General features: G+C 41.2%; 15 protein-coding genes and 1 riboswitch. All 15 genes read left to right on the top strand.

The window, feature by feature from the left end:
* The first annotated feature begins 102 nt into the window (after window positions 1-102).
* The 15 genes from sufC (at window position 103) to AC1TO4_RS14135 (ending at window position 16,530) form a co-directional block, all read left to right on the top strand.
* The gene (gene sufC, locus AC1TO4_RS14205) at window positions 103-882 is read left to right on the top strand and encodes a Fe-S cluster assembly ATPase SufC (RefSeq protein ID WP_482102253.1); all 780 of its coding nucleotides are present in this window, start codon (window positions 103-105) and stop codon (window positions 880-882) included.
* A 20-nt stretch (window positions 883-902) separates the two neighbouring features.
* The gene (sufD, locus tag AC1TO4_RS14200) at window positions 903-2,210 is read left to right on the top strand and encodes a Fe-S cluster assembly protein SufD (RefSeq protein ID WP_482105871.1); all 1,308 of its coding nucleotides are present in this window, start codon (window positions 903-905) and stop codon (window positions 2,208-2,210) included.
* A complete protein-coding gene (locus tag AC1TO4_RS14195; protein ID WP_482105870.1) occupies window positions 2,210-3,439 on the top strand; it encodes a cysteine desulfurase in 1,230 nt (409 codons plus the stop codon). The genes sufD and AC1TO4_RS14195 overlap by 1 nt, the downstream gene beginning before the upstream one ends.
* Window positions 3,429-3,869, top strand: coding sequence for a Fe-S cluster assembly sulfur transfer protein SufU (gene sufU, locus AC1TO4_RS14190; RefSeq protein ID WP_482105869.1), 441 nt, complete (start codon window positions 3,429-3,431; stop codon window positions 3,867-3,869). Before AC1TO4_RS14195 ends, sufU begins: the two co-directional genes overlap by 11 nt.
* An 18-nt stretch (window positions 3,870-3,887) precedes the next feature.
* Window positions 3,888-5,285, top strand: a complete 1,398-nt coding sequence (gene sufB / locus AC1TO4_RS14185; RefSeq protein WP_482105868.1) for a Fe-S cluster assembly protein SufB — start codon at window positions 3,888-3,890, stop codon at window positions 5,283-5,285.
* A 351-nt stretch (window positions 5,286-5,636) separates the two neighbouring features.
* Window positions 5,637-6,500 (top strand): DUF72 domain-containing protein, encoded by an 864-nt coding sequence (locus AC1TO4_RS14180; RefSeq protein ID WP_482105867.1) that lies wholly within the window; start codon window positions 5,637-5,639, stop codon window positions 6,498-6,500.
* Window positions 6,500-7,324: a sulfite exporter TauE/SafE family protein gene (locus tag AC1TO4_RS14175; RefSeq protein WP_482105866.1), complete on the top strand. Its 825-nt coding sequence runs from the start codon at window positions 6,500-6,502 to the stop codon at window positions 7,322-7,324. The genes AC1TO4_RS14180 and AC1TO4_RS14175 overlap by 1 nt, the downstream gene beginning before the upstream one ends.
* 3 nt (window positions 7,325-7,327) lie before the next feature.
* On the top strand, window positions 7,328-8,701 hold the full coding sequence (locus tag AC1TO4_RS14170; protein ID WP_482105865.1) for a bifunctional metallophosphatase/5'-nucleotidase: 1,374 nt from the start codon (window positions 7,328-7,330) through the stop codon (window positions 8,699-8,701).
* Between the two features lie 76 nt (window positions 8,702-8,777).
* Window positions 8,778-9,554 carry a sporulation protein YunB gene (gene yunB / locus AC1TO4_RS14165; protein WP_482102245.1) on the top strand — a complete coding sequence of 259 codons (777 nt, stop codon included), beginning with the start codon at window positions 8,778-8,780 and terminating at the stop codon, window positions 9,552-9,554.
* 58 nt (window positions 9,555-9,612) lie between these two features.
* Window positions 9,613-9,795: riboswitch (Lysine riboswitch) on the top strand.
* 144 nt (window positions 9,796-9,939) lie between these two features.
* Window positions 9,940-11,499, top strand: coding sequence for a Na+/H+ antiporter NhaC family protein (locus AC1TO4_RS14160; protein ID WP_482105864.1), 1,560 nt, complete (start codon window positions 9,940-9,942; stop codon window positions 11,497-11,499).
* A 441-nt stretch (window positions 11,500-11,940) separates the two neighbouring features.
* Window positions 11,941-13,125: an ABC transporter substrate-binding protein gene (locus tag AC1TO4_RS14155; protein WP_482105894.1), complete on the top strand. Its 1,185-nt coding sequence runs from the start codon at window positions 11,941-11,943 to the stop codon at window positions 13,123-13,125.
* 86 nt (window positions 13,126-13,211) lie between these two features.
* Window positions 13,212-14,087: a branched-chain amino acid ABC transporter permease gene (locus AC1TO4_RS14150; RefSeq protein ID WP_482102243.1), complete on the top strand. Its 876-nt coding sequence runs from the start codon at window positions 13,212-13,214 to the stop codon at window positions 14,085-14,087.
* A 13-nt stretch (window positions 14,088-14,100) separates the two neighbouring features.
* Window positions 14,101-15,051: a branched-chain amino acid ABC transporter permease gene (locus tag AC1TO4_RS14145; RefSeq protein ID WP_482105863.1), complete on the top strand. Its 951-nt coding sequence runs from the start codon at window positions 14,101-14,103 to the stop codon at window positions 15,049-15,051.
* The gene (locus AC1TO4_RS14140; protein ID WP_482105862.1) at window positions 15,041-15,820 is read left to right on the top strand and encodes an ABC transporter ATP-binding protein; all 780 of its coding nucleotides are present in this window, start codon (window positions 15,041-15,043) and stop codon (window positions 15,818-15,820) included. The genes AC1TO4_RS14145 and AC1TO4_RS14140 overlap by 11 nt, the downstream gene beginning before the upstream one ends.
* A gap of 2 nt (window positions 15,821-15,822) precedes the next feature.
* Window positions 15,823-16,530: an ABC transporter ATP-binding protein gene (locus tag AC1TO4_RS14135; RefSeq protein ID WP_482102356.1), complete on the top strand. Its 708-nt coding sequence runs from the start codon at window positions 15,823-15,825 to the stop codon at window positions 16,528-16,530.
* Window positions 16,531-16,660: the final 130 nt, after the last annotated feature.

Raw genomic sequence — 16,660 nt, 5'->3', positions numbered from 1 at the left:
ATTCTCAATGATTTGCAAGGCACTGGTTAATACGTTAAGATTAGAATGATACTAAATTGAGAATGGATATCCGTTCAACTTTATTATATTGGAGGTATTGGAATGGCTACTTTAGAAATTAAAGACCTTCACGTTGAAATCGAAGGCAAGGAAATATTGAAAGGCGTCGATTTGACGATCAATACAAACGAGATCCATGCAATCATGGGTCCGAACGGTACAGGTAAATCAACACTCGCGCAAGCGATTATGGGGCATCCCAAATATGAGGTGACATCTGGTACGATTACGCTTGATGGTGAAGACGTACTAGAAATGGCAGTAGATGAACGCGCTAGAGCAGGTATTTTCCTTGGCATGCAATATCCAAGTGAAATTACAGGCGTAACGAATTCTGACTTCCTACGTTCTGCAATCAATGCTAAACGTGAAGAAGGCGACGAGATTTCATTGATGAAATTCATTCGTGAACTTGATAGCCGAATGGAATTCCTTGAAATGGATGAAGACATGGCTACACGCTACTTAAACGAAGGTTTCTCAGGCGGAGAGAAAAAGCGTAACGAGATTCTTCAACTTACAATGTTGAGACCTAAATTTGCAGTGCTTGATGAAATTGACTCTGGTCTTGATATCGATGCATTGAAAGTTGTTTCTAAAGGAATTAACGAAATGCGCGGAGAAGATTTCGGTTGCTTGATCATCACTCACTACCAACGTCTTCTAGACTACATCACGCCAGATAAAGTTCACGTTATGATGCAAGGTAAAGTTGTTAAATCCGGCGGTTCTGAACTCGCACATAAACTTGAAGAACAAGGATATGACTGGATTAAAGAAGAACTTGGCATCGAAGACGAAACTGTCGGGCAGGAAGTTTAAGAAAGGAGGACGATTCAAAAATGACGGTTGAAACTAAGTTGGCATTGACCGAACAGGACGTCCGTTCCTATTCAGCTAAGATGAACGAAGCAGATTGGATGGCGGATTTCCGCGCAGACGCATTAGCGAAAGCGGAACAGCTACCAATGCCAAAACCAGATAAAACGAAAATTGATAAGTGGAATTTCACGGAATTCCCTGTCCATACAGTTGAAAGTGCTGTTTATGCTTCATTGGACGAGCTTTCTGAAGAAGCGCGTGCACTTGTAGACAAAGATAAGCAAAACAGTATTTATGTTCAGCACAACAACACACCTGCTTATCTCTCATTATCCGAAGAGTTGAAAGCGAAAGGCGTCATCATGACGGATATTTTCACAGCATCACGCGAACACAGCGATCTTGTGAAAAAGTATTTCATGACAGACGGTGTTAAAGTAGACGAGCATAAATTGACGGCACTTCATGCAGCACTTATTAACGGAGGCGTATTCGTATACGTTCCGAAAAATGTTGTCGTCGAAGAACCGATTCAAGTACTGTTTTTGCATGACGATGAACAAGCATCACTCTTTAACCACGTTCTTATCGTGGCAGAAGCAAATAGTTCAGTGACATATGTCGAAAACTATTTATCGACTGTAGAAGAAGCAAAAGGATTAGCGAATATTGTATCGGAAGTATTCACAGGTGATAATGCCAAAATCACATATGGTGCAGTTGATGTACTTGCGAAAGGGTTTACAACATATGTGAATCGCCGCGGGATTGCAGGACGCGATAGCCGTATTGATTGGGCACTTGGACTAATGAATGACAGTGATACGATTTCTGAAAACATTACTCACCTTGTAGGTAACGGATCTCATTGTGAGATGAAAACAGTTGTTGTAGGACGTGGTAAACAGCGTCAGAATTTCACATCTGAAATCTTTCATTTTGGTACAGATACGGAAGGGTTCATCTTGAAGCATGCTGTTGTGAAAGAAGAATCAACATGTATCTTTAACGGGATTGGGAGAATTGCAAAAGGCGCGACGAGAGCAAATGCAGTCCAAGAATCACGCGTCCTTATGCTAAGTGAAAAGGCACGTGGAGATGCAAATCCAGCGCTTCTTATCGATGAAGATGATGTAACCGCTGGACACGCAGCATCTGTTGGCCGTGTTGATCCGATGCAATTATTTTATCTGATGAGTCGTGGAATTTCACAGAAAGAAGCTGAACGACTTGTTATTCATGGTTTCCTTGCACCAGTTGTCAGCAAATTACCGATTGAAGGCGTCAAGAAACAATTGACGGAGGTTATCGAAAGGAAAGTGCGCTAATGCTTAGCAAAGACATCCGCAAACATTTCCCTATACTGGACCAGGAAATCAACGGGCATCCGCTCGTTTATCTAGATAGTGCCGCGACTTCGCAAAAGCCGCGGCAAGTAATAGAAGCAATTAGCAACTATTACAGCTTTGATAATTCGAACGTCCACCGCGGCGTCCATTCGCTTGGTAATCGAGCGACAGAAGGATACGAAGGTGCACGCGAGAAAGTTCGCAAATTCATTAACGCGAAGTCAACGGAAGAAGTTATTTTCATGCGTGGCACTACAACCGCATTAAATACTGTTGCACAAAGTTATGGACGCGCGAATGTTGGTGAAGGTGATGAAATCCTCATCACTTACATGGAACACCATTCCAATATTATTCCATGGCAACAGCTGGCGAAAGAAAAAGGGGCCGTTTTGAAATATATCGACCTTGAAGTTGATGGAACACTATCCATCGACAAAGTTCGCGCTACCATTACAGACCGTACTAAAATTGTTTCGGTTATGTACGTTTCAAACGTACTTGGTACGATGAACCCTATTAAAGAAATCGCCGAAATTGCTCATGAACATGGTGCTGTTATGGTAGTTGATGGTGCGCAAGCTGCGCCCCATATAAAAATAGATGTACAGAAATTAGATTGTGACTTTCTTGCATTCTCGGGACACAAGATGTGCGGTCCTACAGGGATTGGCGTTCTTTATGGAAAGAAAGAGTTGCTTGAGAAAATGGAACCTGTCGAGTTCGGCGGCGAAATGATTGATTTCGTTGGATTGTATGAATCGACATGGAAAGAGCTTCCTTGGAAGTTTGAAGGTGGTACACCGATAATCGCAGGTGCGATTGGACTTGCTGCTGCAATCGACTTTCTAGAGGAAATCGGTCTGGATAACATTGAACGGCATGAACATGAACTTGCTGGATATGCAATGGAACGGATGTCGGAAATCGATGGACTTACCATTTACGGTCCACTAGATCCTAAAAAACGTGCCGGACTTGTTACATTTAATCTGAACGATGTCCATCCACACGATGTTGCTACTGTGCTCGATATGAACGGTATTGCCGTTAGAGCAGGTCATCACTGTGCTCAGCCACTTATGAAATGGCTAGATGTATCATCCACTGCACGCGCTAGCTTCTATATTTATAATACCGAAGCTGACGTTGACCGCCTCGTGGACGGACTCCGTATCGCAAAGGAGTATTTCGCAGATGTCAACTAACAAATTAGATCAACTTTATCGTTCGGTCATCATGGACCATTATAAAAAACCTAGAAACAAAGGTGTCCTTGAAGAAAGTAACATCACAATCGATATGAATAATCCAACTTGCGGAGATGTCATTCATCTGACTCTGCAAGTGGAAGATGGCATTGTTAAAGATGCTAAGTTTGAAGGTGATGGCTGCTCAATTTCAATGGCATCCGCATCGATGATGACGCAAATTGTTAAAGGAAAGAAAGTGGATGAAGCACTAAAAGCGGCCACAATCTTTTCAGACATGATGCTTGGTAAAGATGTTGACGACTCCATCGACCTTGGTGATCTTGAAGCGCTTGCGGGCGTATCGAAATTTCCTGCCCGCATAAAATGTGCGACACTAGCATGGAAGGCGATGGAAAAGGGAGTCGGAAATGACTCCGAACAATAATAGGACGGAGGAATAGTAATGGCTAAAAAAATGCCGGATATCGGCGATTACAAATATGGGTTTTCTGATAAAGACGTCTCTGTTTTCCGTTCGGAACGTGGTTTAACTAAAGAAATCGTTGAGGAAATCTCAGGTATGAAAGACGAACCTAAGTGGATGCTTGACTACCGATTGAAATCATTGGAGATGTTCTATAAAATGCCAATGCCTCAATGGGGTGGAGATTTAAACTCCCTTAAATTCGATGAGATTACTTATTACGTTAAACCATCTGAAGGTGCAGAGCGCTCATGGGATGAAGTACCGGAAGAGATCAAACGTACGTTTGATAAACTCGGAATTCCTGAAGCTGAACAAAAATACCTTGCGGGTGTTTCAGCGCAATACGAATCTGAAGTTGTTTACCATAACATGAAAGAGGAACTTGTTGACCTTGGAATCGTCTTTAAAGACACAGATTCAGCACTTAAGGAAGACGAAGAACTGTTCAGAAAGTATTGGGGAACAATTATCCCTAACTCTGACAATAAGTTTGCTGCATTGAACTCTGCTGTATGGTCGGGTGGATCGTTCATCTATGTTCCACCAGGCATTAAAGTAGAAACACCACTTCAAGCTTATTTCCGTATTAACTCAGAAAATATGGGTCAGTTCGAACGTACTATGATCATTGTAGATGAAGGGGCAAGTGTCCATTATGTTGAAGGATGTACAGCGCCTGTTTATACAACGAACTCATTGCATAGTGCGGTCGTAGAAATTATCGTTAAAAAAGATGCATACTGCCGTTATACGACAATCCAAAACTGGGCAAATAACGTTTATAACCTTGTAACGAAGCGCGCGGTTTGTGATGCGAACGCAACAATGGAATGGATCGATGGCAACATTGGTTCAAAATTAACGATGAAATACCCAGCGATTATACTAAAAGGCGAAGGCGCTCGCGGTATGACACTTTCCATCGCACTTGCAGGAAAAGGTCAACACCAAGATGCTGGAGCTAAAATGCATCACCTTGCACCAAATACGTCATCTACAATCGTGTCGAAATCAATTTCACAACACGGTGGTAAAGTAACATACCGCGGAATCGTACACTTTGGACGTAAAGCGGATGGTGCACGTGCAAATATCGAGTGTGACACACTTATTATGGATGAACTGTCGACTTCTGACACGATTCCATATAATGAAATCCTGAATGATAACATTTCACTTGAACACGAAGCGAAAGTCTCTAAAGTATCAGAGGAGCAGCTCTTCTACTTGATGAGCCGCGGTGTTCCTGAGCTTGAAGCAACTGAAATGATCGTCATGGGCTTCATCGAGCCATTCACAAAAGAACTACCGATGGAATATGCTGTAGAAATGAACCGTCTCATTAAATTTGAGATGGAAGGTTCAATCGGGTAATTTAAACAAGAAAAACCGGCCACCAGGGCCGGTTTTTCTGTCTCTACATATATATTAGGCTTTAGGTGGTTTACCCCACTAGTATAACGAACAATTCTAGCGAAGGAGCGACAAGTGTGAGCCGAAGCAATAAGACCAAGGAGGGATGCAGTTCAATCCCTCCCAAGTGATCTTCTGACGGGCTTATTGCGTGAGGCCATCACCAAGCGACAAAGCGGTGTCGGAAGAACAACCTATTTGTTAAGTGCCGACTATATAGAAAGAATAGTTTGAGGGTGTAGAGTTCATCAAATCTGTTGTCCATCTATGTTAATATATTAGTATCGATTCATTTGAAAGGGGCAGAGAAGGATGATCCATATCGGACTGACCGGTTGGGGAGACCATCCTGACGTATACAACCTATCCTCCTCAAAGACAGAGAAGCTCATTGACTATAGTTCACACTTTCCAATCGTAGAACTCGATGCTACTTTTTATGCCATTCAGCCAGAACGCAATATTCGGAAATGGATAACGGAGACGCCAAATGATTTCACTTTTATCGTTAAAGCATATCAAGGAATGACGGGTCATCATCGGGGTAAACTACCTTATGCAACCGTCGATGAAATGTACAATTTGTTCCGATTGTCGATGACGCCCCTTCAGGAGGCAGGAAAACTCGCAATGATATTAGTCCAATTTCCTCCGTGGTTTGATTGTAATAAAGTGAATGTCACTAAATTCCGACAAGTATGCAATCAATTACATGGATATGATATTGCTGTTGAATTTAGACATCAATCTTGGTATTCTACTGCATTTAGAGAACAGACTTTACGTTTTCTTACTGATATGAATGTCATTCATTCAGTGTGTGACGAACCACAGGCAGGAGAAGGAAGCATTCCGCTTGTACCTGTGACAACACGCTCCGATAAAGTGCTCTTTAGATTACATGGCAGAAATGTATCTGGGTGGCGTAACACGACTGGTGATGATCAGGCTTGGCGTAAAGTGCGTTACTTATATAACTATAATGACGCTGAACTCCATGAAATCCAGTTAGCGGTTGAAAAGCTCAAACAAGAAACTTCTAAAACGTTCGTTATATTTAACAATAACTCAGGTGGCCATGCAGCTCAAAATGCTAAACGGCTACAAAAGGTACTTAACATTAATTATGAAAGTCTAACATCAAAACAGCTCGACTTGTTTGAAGGAGAATGGTAATGGAGTATTTCTTATTAGCCGTTATCGGTCTTGCGGCAGGGATTATTGGTGCACTCGTGGGTTTGGGAGGCGGAGTCATCCTTGTGCCGGCGACATTATTTGTCGGCATTAATCTGGGCTTGATAGATGGAATTACACCACAAACGGCTGTCGGGCTATCTGTCATTATGATGATTTTCACAGGACTGGCTTCGACGCTTTCTTATATGAAGGGCAAAACAATTGATTTTAGGAGTGGATATATCTTTTTCCTGGGAAGTGTTCCGGGGACTCTCCTAGGTGCTATTGTCAATAAAGGGCTCGATTTGCCATCGTTTAATCTTTATTTCGGCATTTTATTAATTATTTTATCAATCATTCTTTTGGTACGTAAGCATTTAAAACCGGTTGATTGGTTTGTAAATCATGGTAAAAAGAGGACGTTTACAGATAATATGGATGAGACCTATGTCTATGGATTTCCTGTCTGGTTTGCATTGATCCTAACATTTGGTGTTGGATTTGCGTCAGGTCTTTTTGGCATCGGTGGTGGTTCAATTCTAGTACCAGCCATGATGTTACTCTTTTTATTTCCGCCCCATGTTGCAGTCAGTACATCAATGTTCATGGTTTTCTTATCGGCGATTGTCAACTCGATTACACATATATCGCTAGGTAATGTTCCTTGGTTATATACGATTCCGGTCATTCCGGCCGCATACATTGGAGCCAAAATCGGAGCTCGGCTGAACCAGAAAATGAAATCGGAAACAGTCGTTGTTGCACTGCGTATTATCTTGCTTTTACTTGGAGTTAGATCGATTATTGAAGGACTTTTGGGGTGACATATGAATCAAATTGAAGTGATTCACTTTTATCATACAAACGATATCCACAGTCATTTTGAAAGTTGGCCACAGATTAGCCGGTTTCTTTGTGATGAAAAGAATGAACACTTATTAAATGGTGAGGCTTGTTACGTATTCGACATCGGTGATCATGTGGATCGTTCACATCCATTTACGGAGGGAACGAAAGGACAAGGAAATGTTAGACTGTTGAATGAAGCTGGTTATGATGCAGTTACGATAGGTAATAATGAAGGAATCACAATGTCGAAAGCTGCATTAAACTCACTTTACGCAGATGCTCGTTTTGAGGTCATTCTAAGTAATTTGTTTGAAGAGGATGGAAATCGTCCGAAATGGGCAAAACCTTACAAAATTTATGTTACTGCCAGTGGAACGAAAATTGGCGTTATAGGAGCGACTGCAGAATATCAGGCGTTCTATTCAAAACTAGGCTGGAAAATTACACCACCCCGCGAAAGTTTAATGGGCATTGCCAAACAGCTTGCATCAGAAACGGACCTAATCGTTTGCTTATCGCATATGGGTGTTCATGAAGACGAGCAACTCGCAGTGGAGTGTCCAGAGATTGATATCATTTTCGGTGCGCACACGCATCACCTGTTCCACGAAGGCAAGCTAATTGGGGATACATTATTGGCTGCAACGGGTAAATATGGTGAGTATGTGGGTCATGTGACATTGAAAGTTGCTAGCAGCACAAAAAGGACTCTCACTATCGACGCAGAACTGGTTAGGGCGGATTCGGTTAAAAGAAGTGAAAAGGATATCGTCCAATCGAATCATTTAATACAACTTGGGAAAAGGGCGATGGAAGATAAGGTCTTTGATAATCCTTCACGGTTGCAACAGAATCTGTTTGAGGGTAGCCCCTTATCCTCGTTCTTCGGTCGGGCACTCATTGCCTATTCACAGGCTGATTGTGCCATGTTTAACGCAGGGATTTTCCTAGGTAGTCTCGATAAAGGGTGGGTGACGAAAGGCGATTTACATTCACTTCTGCCACATCCCATAAACCCGTGTCTCATCACACTGGATGGAGTCGAACTTATAGAAGTATATAAGCTTTCTTTAAATAAGGATTGGCCACAAATTGAAATCAAAGGCCTTGGTTTCCGGGGCACATTAATGGGCGCGATGATTTATGAAAGATTATATCAGAATAGACATGGACAACTTTTTGCGGGAAATCGTGAGGTCGTACCAGGTCAAAAATATACGCTTGCAACATTAGATATGTTTACGTTTGGACATTTCTTTCCATCTCTCAGACATGCAGAGGTAGAGTATTACATGCCTGAGTTGATTAGAGATGTGCTTGGTTGGTACGGGACCGAACATTTTAAGTCTTAATCATTGGTACTGTTCGCATATTGCCTAAGAATAAACGGCTCAATTCCTGCATAGCTTAAAAGCAGGAGGAGTCGTTTTGAAATTTCAGGGGCAAGTCACCAGAAGAACCAGGAAAACCAGGAAAAAAAAGCGTAGACTATTACCTATTTTGGTACCTACATTTTTTATAGCAGTTTTCTTGTTTTTTTATGTAGTCAATATGAGGCTTACTCCAATATATGTCCAATATGCAGAAGTACAGACGCAAAGAATAGCCTCACATGTTATTAGTAAGGCCATCAATTCAAGGGTTGCTACTGTGCTCGACGTCAATGATATCATCGTGGATATTCCCAATGAATCTACGGGTGTTGTTACATGGAAGTTTAACACGGAAGTGATTAACAGAGTGTTGGCTGAAACCCAAACGCTTGTCGAGTCCCATTTACAACAAGCTTCGGAGGGAAATCTTGATATATTACCCCCACAGAATGAAATCAAATTCGATCCCGATGCAATGGAAACTCAAGGAGGAGTCGTCTTCTTCGTTCCTATCGGTCAAGCGACGAATATTCCATTGCTAGGAAACTTGGGTCCTAAGATTCCAATTCGTTTCCATGTCATTGGTGATGTCAGTGCGACAATCGATACGGAAATTCTTCCTTTTGGTATAAACAGTGCCTACGTTGAAGTGAATATATTATTAACAGTCAATGTCCAGATTATAGTTCCGCTTGCAACTGAAAAAAGTGTTATTAATCAAAAAATTCCGGTAGCCATGGGGCTTATTCAAGGTAAGGTGCCTCAAATCTACAATAATGGAACCGATAATGCTCCTTCGGTTGAAGTTCCATTAAGCACTGAATATGAGTGAAGAAGAATACTTGAAAATGCTGCGGATAACTGATAGGCTATTAGAGGATTAGAAATATCGATTGGGTAGAGGCTGCATTGCTTATTAGTCACACACGCGAGATTGACACCGATGACCGTGTGCAAAAGGAAGCTTTGCCGAAGCGTGGTAAGATCGTCGAGATCTATCAGGCTGGGGTTGTTCCGAATAGGGATAACACTGTCATACGTCTTAAGAACATGTATGATGAGCTACAAGTCGTGAGTTAGATAAGCTGTATTATTTATCCAACAAACGAAACGTAGATAAAGCCGGCTCCAATTACACTCGAGAAGTGTAATTAGCAGTCGGTTTTTTGTATTCCCCCTTGAAAGGGCCTCGACCCGACAAAATGGAGGAATAGAAAATGATTGGAACTTGGGTATCAATATTACCACCACTAATCGCCATTATTATGGTGTTTGCAACAAAAAGGGTGCTGTTATCGCTAGGTGCTGGAATCGTCTCAGGTGCTTTGCTAGCGGCGTCATTCGCTCCTGTAGAAACGCTGAGCATATTATGGCAATCCATTAAAGCGACATTTTGGGATGGTGGACTAAATACAGCGAATATTTACATTGTTCTATTTATCCTGCTCTTAGGTGTTATCACTGCTTTCGTTAGCTTGTCTGGAGGTAGCAGAGCATTTGCAGAATGGGCAGTACGCCATATTAAAACAAAACGTGGGGCAAAATTGCTCACGGTATCACTCGGTCTTGCTATTTTTGTGGATGATTATTTCAATGCATTGGCAGTGGGACAAATCGCGCGTCCGATTACGGATCAGCACAGGGTTTCAAGAGCGAAATTGGCTTATTTCATCGACTCGACTTCAGCACCGATTTGTGTCATTTCACCAATTTCAAGCTGGGGTGCCTTTTTAATCGGACAACTCGCCCTTATATTTGGCGGTGCAGCAGCAATCAGTTATTCGCCATTATCCGCGTTCGTAATGATGGCACCCATGAATTTTTACGTTATCGCAACACTCGCAATGGTATTCTTCCTTGCATGGACCAATTTCGATCTATTCGATATGAAGAAACATGAACAACTTGCAACTGAAACAGGCCAATTATTTGACCCTGACAAAGAAATTCCGGGTCAATTGAAAGAGGAATTTCCTGTACATACGCATGGCCGCGTACGAGATCTTGTGGCGCCGATTGTCACACTCGTTATAGTAACATTTGCGGCGATGTTTGTGTCTGGCTATCTAATCGGAGGATCGATGAATATCTTCTCGATCTTTGAAAGTACGGATGTCGCACTTTCATTGTTGGCGGGTGGAATTATAGCTACCCTAGTTGCGGCAGCGTTATATATGCAGCAGATGAAAAATAATGAAACGGCGAGCTTTTCGCTTATGGGCAGTGCGTTTATAAATGGAATGAATTCTATGATGCCGCCTGTTTTAATCCTTATTTTTGCTTGGTCACTATCGTTCTTAATCGGAACACTTGAAACGGGTCTATTCTTATCTGACCTTGTAATGAAATCAAATATACCGGTTTCATTCTTGCCTGTTATTATGTTCATACTTGCTTGCATTATGGCTTTTTCAACCGGAAGTTCTTGGGGGTCGTTCGGTATTCTTCTGCCGATTGCGGGAACAATCATGATTGAAGCGGCACCGGAAATGTTACTGCCGGCGCTTGCTGCAGTTCTTGCGGGGGCTGTATTCGGAGATCACGCTTCGCCGATTTCTGATACGACGATTCTATCTGCTACAGGTGCAGGATGTAACCATATTGATCATGTTTCGACACAGTTTCCTTACGCGCTAATCAGTGCTGTAATCGCTGCGATGGGCTATATCATTCTAGGCATTACAGGTTCAATCTGGATCGGACTCGTTGGCGTTATTATTATTTTGTTAGTATTTTTTACTGTCTGGACAATGCGGGCTAGTAAAGTGGCACATTAATAGTATTGATAATCTTATACTAAAAAGCGGTGGCTTAGGCTACCGCTTTTTTATTATAATAATAATAGTTTTCTAACAAAAAAATGTTTTGACAATAGTCTGATAGGTGTATATACTAGGCATTAAGACCAAAAAGTGATATGGGATTAATAAAACACTATTTTTTGGTCCTATGTGATCGTAAAGGAGGAATAAACTGGATTTAATCTAGTGATAATAATACAAAAAAAACTGTAAAAATTTACTAGGTCGAATATTTTATTCAGTGAAATATAATTATATGAAAATTGCTATAGACTGAATAAGAAGTTTGTTTTACAATGGGCTTGTAAGTAGGAAAAAAGTGATATTTCTAGGAAAAGAGAATCGTTAGTTTTCTTATGGGGGAGGAACGATTTTAATTATCTGAAATATCAATAAAAAGGGGGATTTCATTTGAAAATGAAAAAATTTGTAAGTGTATTTGCCGTTTCGGCACTAGCTGTCGGAATACTGGCAGGGTGTGCAGGAGAGAAGGCTGAAGAAGGAAGCACAGGCGGCTCTAAGGATGGCGATACGATTAAAATCGGGGTCAACCTTGAATTGTCAGGTAATGTTGCTTCTTATGGTACTTCAGAGTTATCAGGAATTGAACTTGCTGTTGAAGAAATAAACGCAGATGGCGGAATTGATGGTCAAGAAATCGAACTTGTGAAAGTTGATAATAAATCCGATCCTGCTGAGGCTACGAGTGCAGCACTTAAATTGATCACTCAGGATAAAGTAGTTGCAATCATCGGTGCGGCAACGAGTGGTGCTACTGTTGCGCAGGCTGAAATTGCGAACGGCAACGAAACACCGCTTATCAGTCCATCTGGAACAAGCCCTACAGTAACAGTCAAAGAAGACGGAAGTGTGAATGAATTCGTTTTCCGTACTTCATTCATCGATCCATTCCAAGGAACGGTTGCAGCAAACTTTGCAGCTAACGATCTTGGTGTTAAAAACGTAGCGATTTTCACTGATAATGCAAGCGATTATTCAAAAGGTCTTGCTGCATCATTCAAAAAAGATTTTGAAAAAGCAGGCGGTAAAATTATTGCTGAAGAATCTTACGTAGGTAAGGATTCTGATTTCCGTTCAACGCTAACTCGTATTAAAGCCGCGAATCCTGAATTCATCTTCATCCCTGGATATTATGAAGAAGTAGGACTAATCGTTAAACAGGCTCGTGAAATGGGTATCGATGTTCCACTAATGGGAGCAGATGGATGGGATTCTCCTACTCTAATTGAGCTTGCTGGTGCAGATGCATTGAACAATACATTCACAACAAATCACTATTCATCTGAAGATCCAGATGGCATCATTCAAGACTTTAACGATAAGTTCAATGAGAAATTCAGTAAATCACCTGATGCATTCAACGCACTAGGTTACGATACAGTGTATCTTTTAGCTGATGCTATCAAACGCGCAGGCGGTCCGGATTCAGTCAAAATTAAAGATGCCCTTGCTGAAACGAAAGATCTTGAATTGATCACTGGATTGTATTCGGTTGATGAAAACCATCACCCAATCAAATCTGCTACTATTCTTGAATTCAAAGATGGCGAACAAGTCTTTAAAACAAAAGTTAATCCTTAATTTAAACTGTAAGAATGGGGGGAGGATGTCCTCCTCCCATTCTTTTTTAATCCTTACTTTAGAGCTGGAAAAGGAGTGAGAAGTTCATGGAATGGTTACAACAGCTAATAAACGGTATTTCACTCGGTAGCATTTATGCGTTAATTGCACTAGGTTACACAATGGTTTATGGGATCATAAAATTGATTAACTTTGCGCATGGTGAAATATTTATGATAGGTGCGTTTATTGGGTATTACTCCATTGCTGGTTGGGGACTCGGGTTTATCCCTGCATTACTATTATCAATGGTTTCCTGTGCAATTATTGGCGTTCTTATTGAACGAATCGCTTATAAGAGATTACGGAATGCAACGAGAATTGCTGCATTGATTACAGCAATTGGGGTTTCTCTTCTAATTCAAAATGGTGTCATTTATATGCGTGGTGCGCAACCTGATGCGTATCCTGAAGTATTACGCAATAAATCTTTTGATTTTTTCGGTGCTCAAATCAGCAGTCAAGCAATCTTAATTCTATCTGTTTCTGTTACTCTAATGATCATTCTACAATTCATTGTACATAAAACAAAAATCGGAAAAGCGATGCGAGCTGTTTCCTATGATGCTGAAGCAGCTAAGCTTATGGGAATTAATGTCGACAACACAATCTCGGCTACGTTTGCGATTGGATCAGCTTTAGCTGGTGCAGCGGGCGTTATTTTCGGTATTTATTATACAAAGATTGACCCATTAATGGGTATTATTCCTGGTTTGAAAGCATTCGTTGCTGCTGTCCTTGGTGGAATTGGAATAATTCCAGGTGCCATGGCTGGAGGTCTTGTGCTTGGAGTTGTAGAAACGTTTGTCAGTGCGCTCGGGTTCTCTCTATGGAGAGATGCCGCGGCATTCGTCATATTGATTTTAATACTCATCTTCAAACCGTCTGGGCTCTTTGGTAAAAATACACGTGAGAAAGTGTAGGTGAAACAAAGTCATGAAAAAGTCGAAACAGTTTTGGTCATTTGTTGCTTCATCTCTTATCGTTTATACAGTTGTTCAAGTGCTTCTTAATGTAGGCATATTGAATACCTTTCATTCTAATACATTAATTTTTATGGCCATTAATATAATGCTCGCGGTCAGTTTGCATTTAGTAATTGGTATTACAGGACAGTTTTCACTTGGTCATGCCGGATTCTTGGCAGTTGGTGCATATATCTCGGCAATCGTGACAATGAAACTAAACCTACCATTTCCGGTTGCTATAATAGCCGCAGGACTAATTGCTACAATTGCAGGGTTGATAATAGGAATACCTAGTTTGCGGCTACGCGGGGATTACCTTGCGATCGCAACACTCGGTTTTGCGGAAATCATTCGAATAGTATTTTTGAATATCGAATATGTGGGCGGAGCAGCGGGGATGCAAGTTACGCATGCAACTACATGGACTTCTGCATTTATCTGTCTTTTCGTCACAATTGTCGTTATCGTCAATTTTACAAATTCAAGACATGGTCGAGCTTGTATCTCTGTTCGTGAAAATGAAATTGCTTCGGATGCAATGGGGATAAACACAACGTATTATAAAGTACTGGCGTTCGCGATTGGTTCTTTCTTTGCTGGTATCGCAGGCGCATTATATGCTCATAACTTTTATATCATTCAACCTTCAAACTTCGGATTCTTAAAGTCCATTGATATCCTGATTTATGTAGTGTTGGGCGGTTTAGGAAGTTTGTCAGGCGCAATTGTTGCAACGGTTTTGTTAACGATAGTGTCCACGTTCTTGCAAGGTTATCCTGAGACACGGATGATCATCTATAGTCTTGTACTCATCATCGTGATGCTTTATCGTCCAAAAGGTTTAATGGGTACAATGGAAATAACGGATTACTTCAAATTGTGGAGAGGTTCGAAAGGAGGCAGCCAGCATGACAAGTGAACCGTTACTTAAAATTAAAGATGTCGGTATACAGTTTGGCGGGCTGAAAGCTGTTTCGAATTTTAACATGGAAATCAATCAAGGCGAACTAATTGGTCTAATTGGACCAAATGGTGCAGGTAAGACAACGAGTTTCAACCTTTTGACGGGCGTTTATACGCCCACTGAAGGCGATATATTATTTAATGGTAAACGCATTAATGGGATGGCTCCTTTTCAAGTAACCCGTAGAGGAATTGGTCGGACGTTTCAAAATATCCGATTGTTCAATGAGCTATCTGTTTTGGATAATGTAAAAGTAGCTTATCACTCACTAGCAAAGCATTCTGTTCTGAGTTCTATGTTACGCCTTCCTTCCCATTTCGCTGGTGAAAAAGAAATGGAAGAAAAAGCGATGGAGTTTCTGAAAATCTTCGAACTGGATAAATATAAAGATGAAGATGCAACGAACCTGGCATATGGGAAACAGCGCAGGCTGGAAATTGCACGTGCGTTAGCCACAGGACCACAGTTGCTACTACTTGATGAACCGGCAGCTGGAATGAATCCGCAGGAAACGAAAGAATTAATGGAGTTAATCGCTTTTGTACGTAAAAAGTTTAATCTAACCATCTTGTTGATTGAACACGATATGAATTTGGTTATGGGAATTTGTGAACGTATTTACGTATTGGACCACGGTGTACTCCTTGCTGAAGGAACTCCTGAAGAAATCCGTAATAATCCGAAAGTGATCGAGGCTTATTTAGGGGAGGAAGTTCACGAATGAGCATGTTAAAAGTTGAAAACTTAAACGTATATTACGGTAGTATCCATGCCCTTAAAGGCGTTTCATTGAATGTGGATCAGGGTGAAATTGTTACATTAATCGGTGCGAATGGCGCTGGGAAGAGTACATTGTTGAAAACATTATCCGGTTTATTGAAGCCTAAAGTGGGATCCATTGAATACATGGACCAGTCAATAGTGGGTAAACCCGCTCAGTCTATCGTAAAGGCGGGAATTTCCCACGTTCCTGAAGGAAGACGAGTATTCGCAGAAATGAGTGTTGAAGAGAATATCGAATTAGGTGCATTTCTACGAAAAGATAAAGCAGGTATTCAACAGGACTTCCAAAAAGTATACGAAATCTTCCCTCGTTTGCATGAGCGGCGTAAGCAATCGGCTGGAACCTTGTCCGGTGGAGAACAACAAATGTTGGCGATGGGAAGAGCTATCATGGCCAAACCAAAGTTACTGTTCTTGGACGAGCCGTCAATGGGACTTGCGCCTTTAATGGTAAAAACAATATTTCAAGTTGTTAGGGATATTAATAAAGAAGGAACGACAATTCTTCTTGTTGAACAAAATGCAAATATGGCATTATCAATTGCGGATAGGGCATATGTCCTAGAAACAGGTCGAGTTATTTTGTCAGGAACTGCAGAGGAATTACAGGCCAGTGAAGAGATTAAGAAAGCTTATTTGGGTGGACATTGATTGAAGAAAGGTAGCGCAGGATACAAGCGCTACCTTTTTTTAATAACTAATAAGAGTCAGAATTATAGCGTTATGACGGTTGTTTGAAGTCTAAATATATGATACATTGACAACAGTAGTTGAAATACAT

It is taken from the genome of Sporosarcina sp. Y838, from assembly GCF_056786515.1.
This window is presented reverse-complemented; position numbering and strand designations above follow the sequence as displayed.

Coding starts and splice junctions, on each gene's coding strand:
- sufC (WP_482102253.1), top strand. CDS start 103: ATGGCTACTTTAGAAATTAAAGACCTTCACGTTGAAATCGAAGGCAAG.
- sufD (WP_482105871.1), top strand. CDS start 903: ATGACGGTTGAAACTAAGTTGGCATTGACCGAACAGGACGTCCGTTCC.
- AC1TO4_RS14195 (WP_482105870.1), top strand. CDS start 2,210: ATGCTTAGCAAAGACATCCGCAAACATTTCCCTATACTGGACCAGGAA.
- sufU (WP_482105869.1), top strand. CDS start 3,429: ATGTCAACTAACAAATTAGATCAACTTTATCGTTCGGTCATCATGGAC.
- sufB (WP_482105868.1), top strand. CDS start 3,888: ATGGCTAAAAAAATGCCGGATATCGGCGATTACAAATATGGGTTTTCT.
- AC1TO4_RS14180 (WP_482105867.1), top strand. CDS start 5,637: ATGATCCATATCGGACTGACCGGTTGGGGAGACCATCCTGACGTATAC.
- AC1TO4_RS14175 (WP_482105866.1), top strand. CDS start 6,500: ATGGAGTATTTCTTATTAGCCGTTATCGGTCTTGCGGCAGGGATTATT.
- AC1TO4_RS14170 (WP_482105865.1), top strand. CDS start 7,328: ATGAATCAAATTGAAGTGATTCACTTTTATCATACAAACGATATCCAC.
- AC1TO4_RS14160 (WP_482105864.1), top strand. CDS start 9,940: ATGATTGGAACTTGGGTATCAATATTACCACCACTAATCGCCATTATT.
- AC1TO4_RS14155 (WP_482105894.1), top strand. CDS start 11,941: ATGAAAAAATTTGTAAGTGTATTTGCCGTTTCGGCACTAGCTGTCGGA.
- AC1TO4_RS14150 (WP_482102243.1), top strand. CDS start 13,212: ATGGAATGGTTACAACAGCTAATAAACGGTATTTCACTCGGTAGCATT.
- AC1TO4_RS14145 (WP_482105863.1), top strand. CDS start 14,101: ATGAAAAAGTCGAAACAGTTTTGGTCATTTGTTGCTTCATCTCTTATC.
- AC1TO4_RS14140 (WP_482105862.1), top strand. CDS start 15,041: ATGACAAGTGAACCGTTACTTAAAATTAAAGATGTCGGTATACAGTTT.
- AC1TO4_RS14135 (WP_482102356.1), top strand. CDS start 15,823: ATGTTAAAAGTTGAAAACTTAAACGTATATTACGGTAGTATCCATGCC.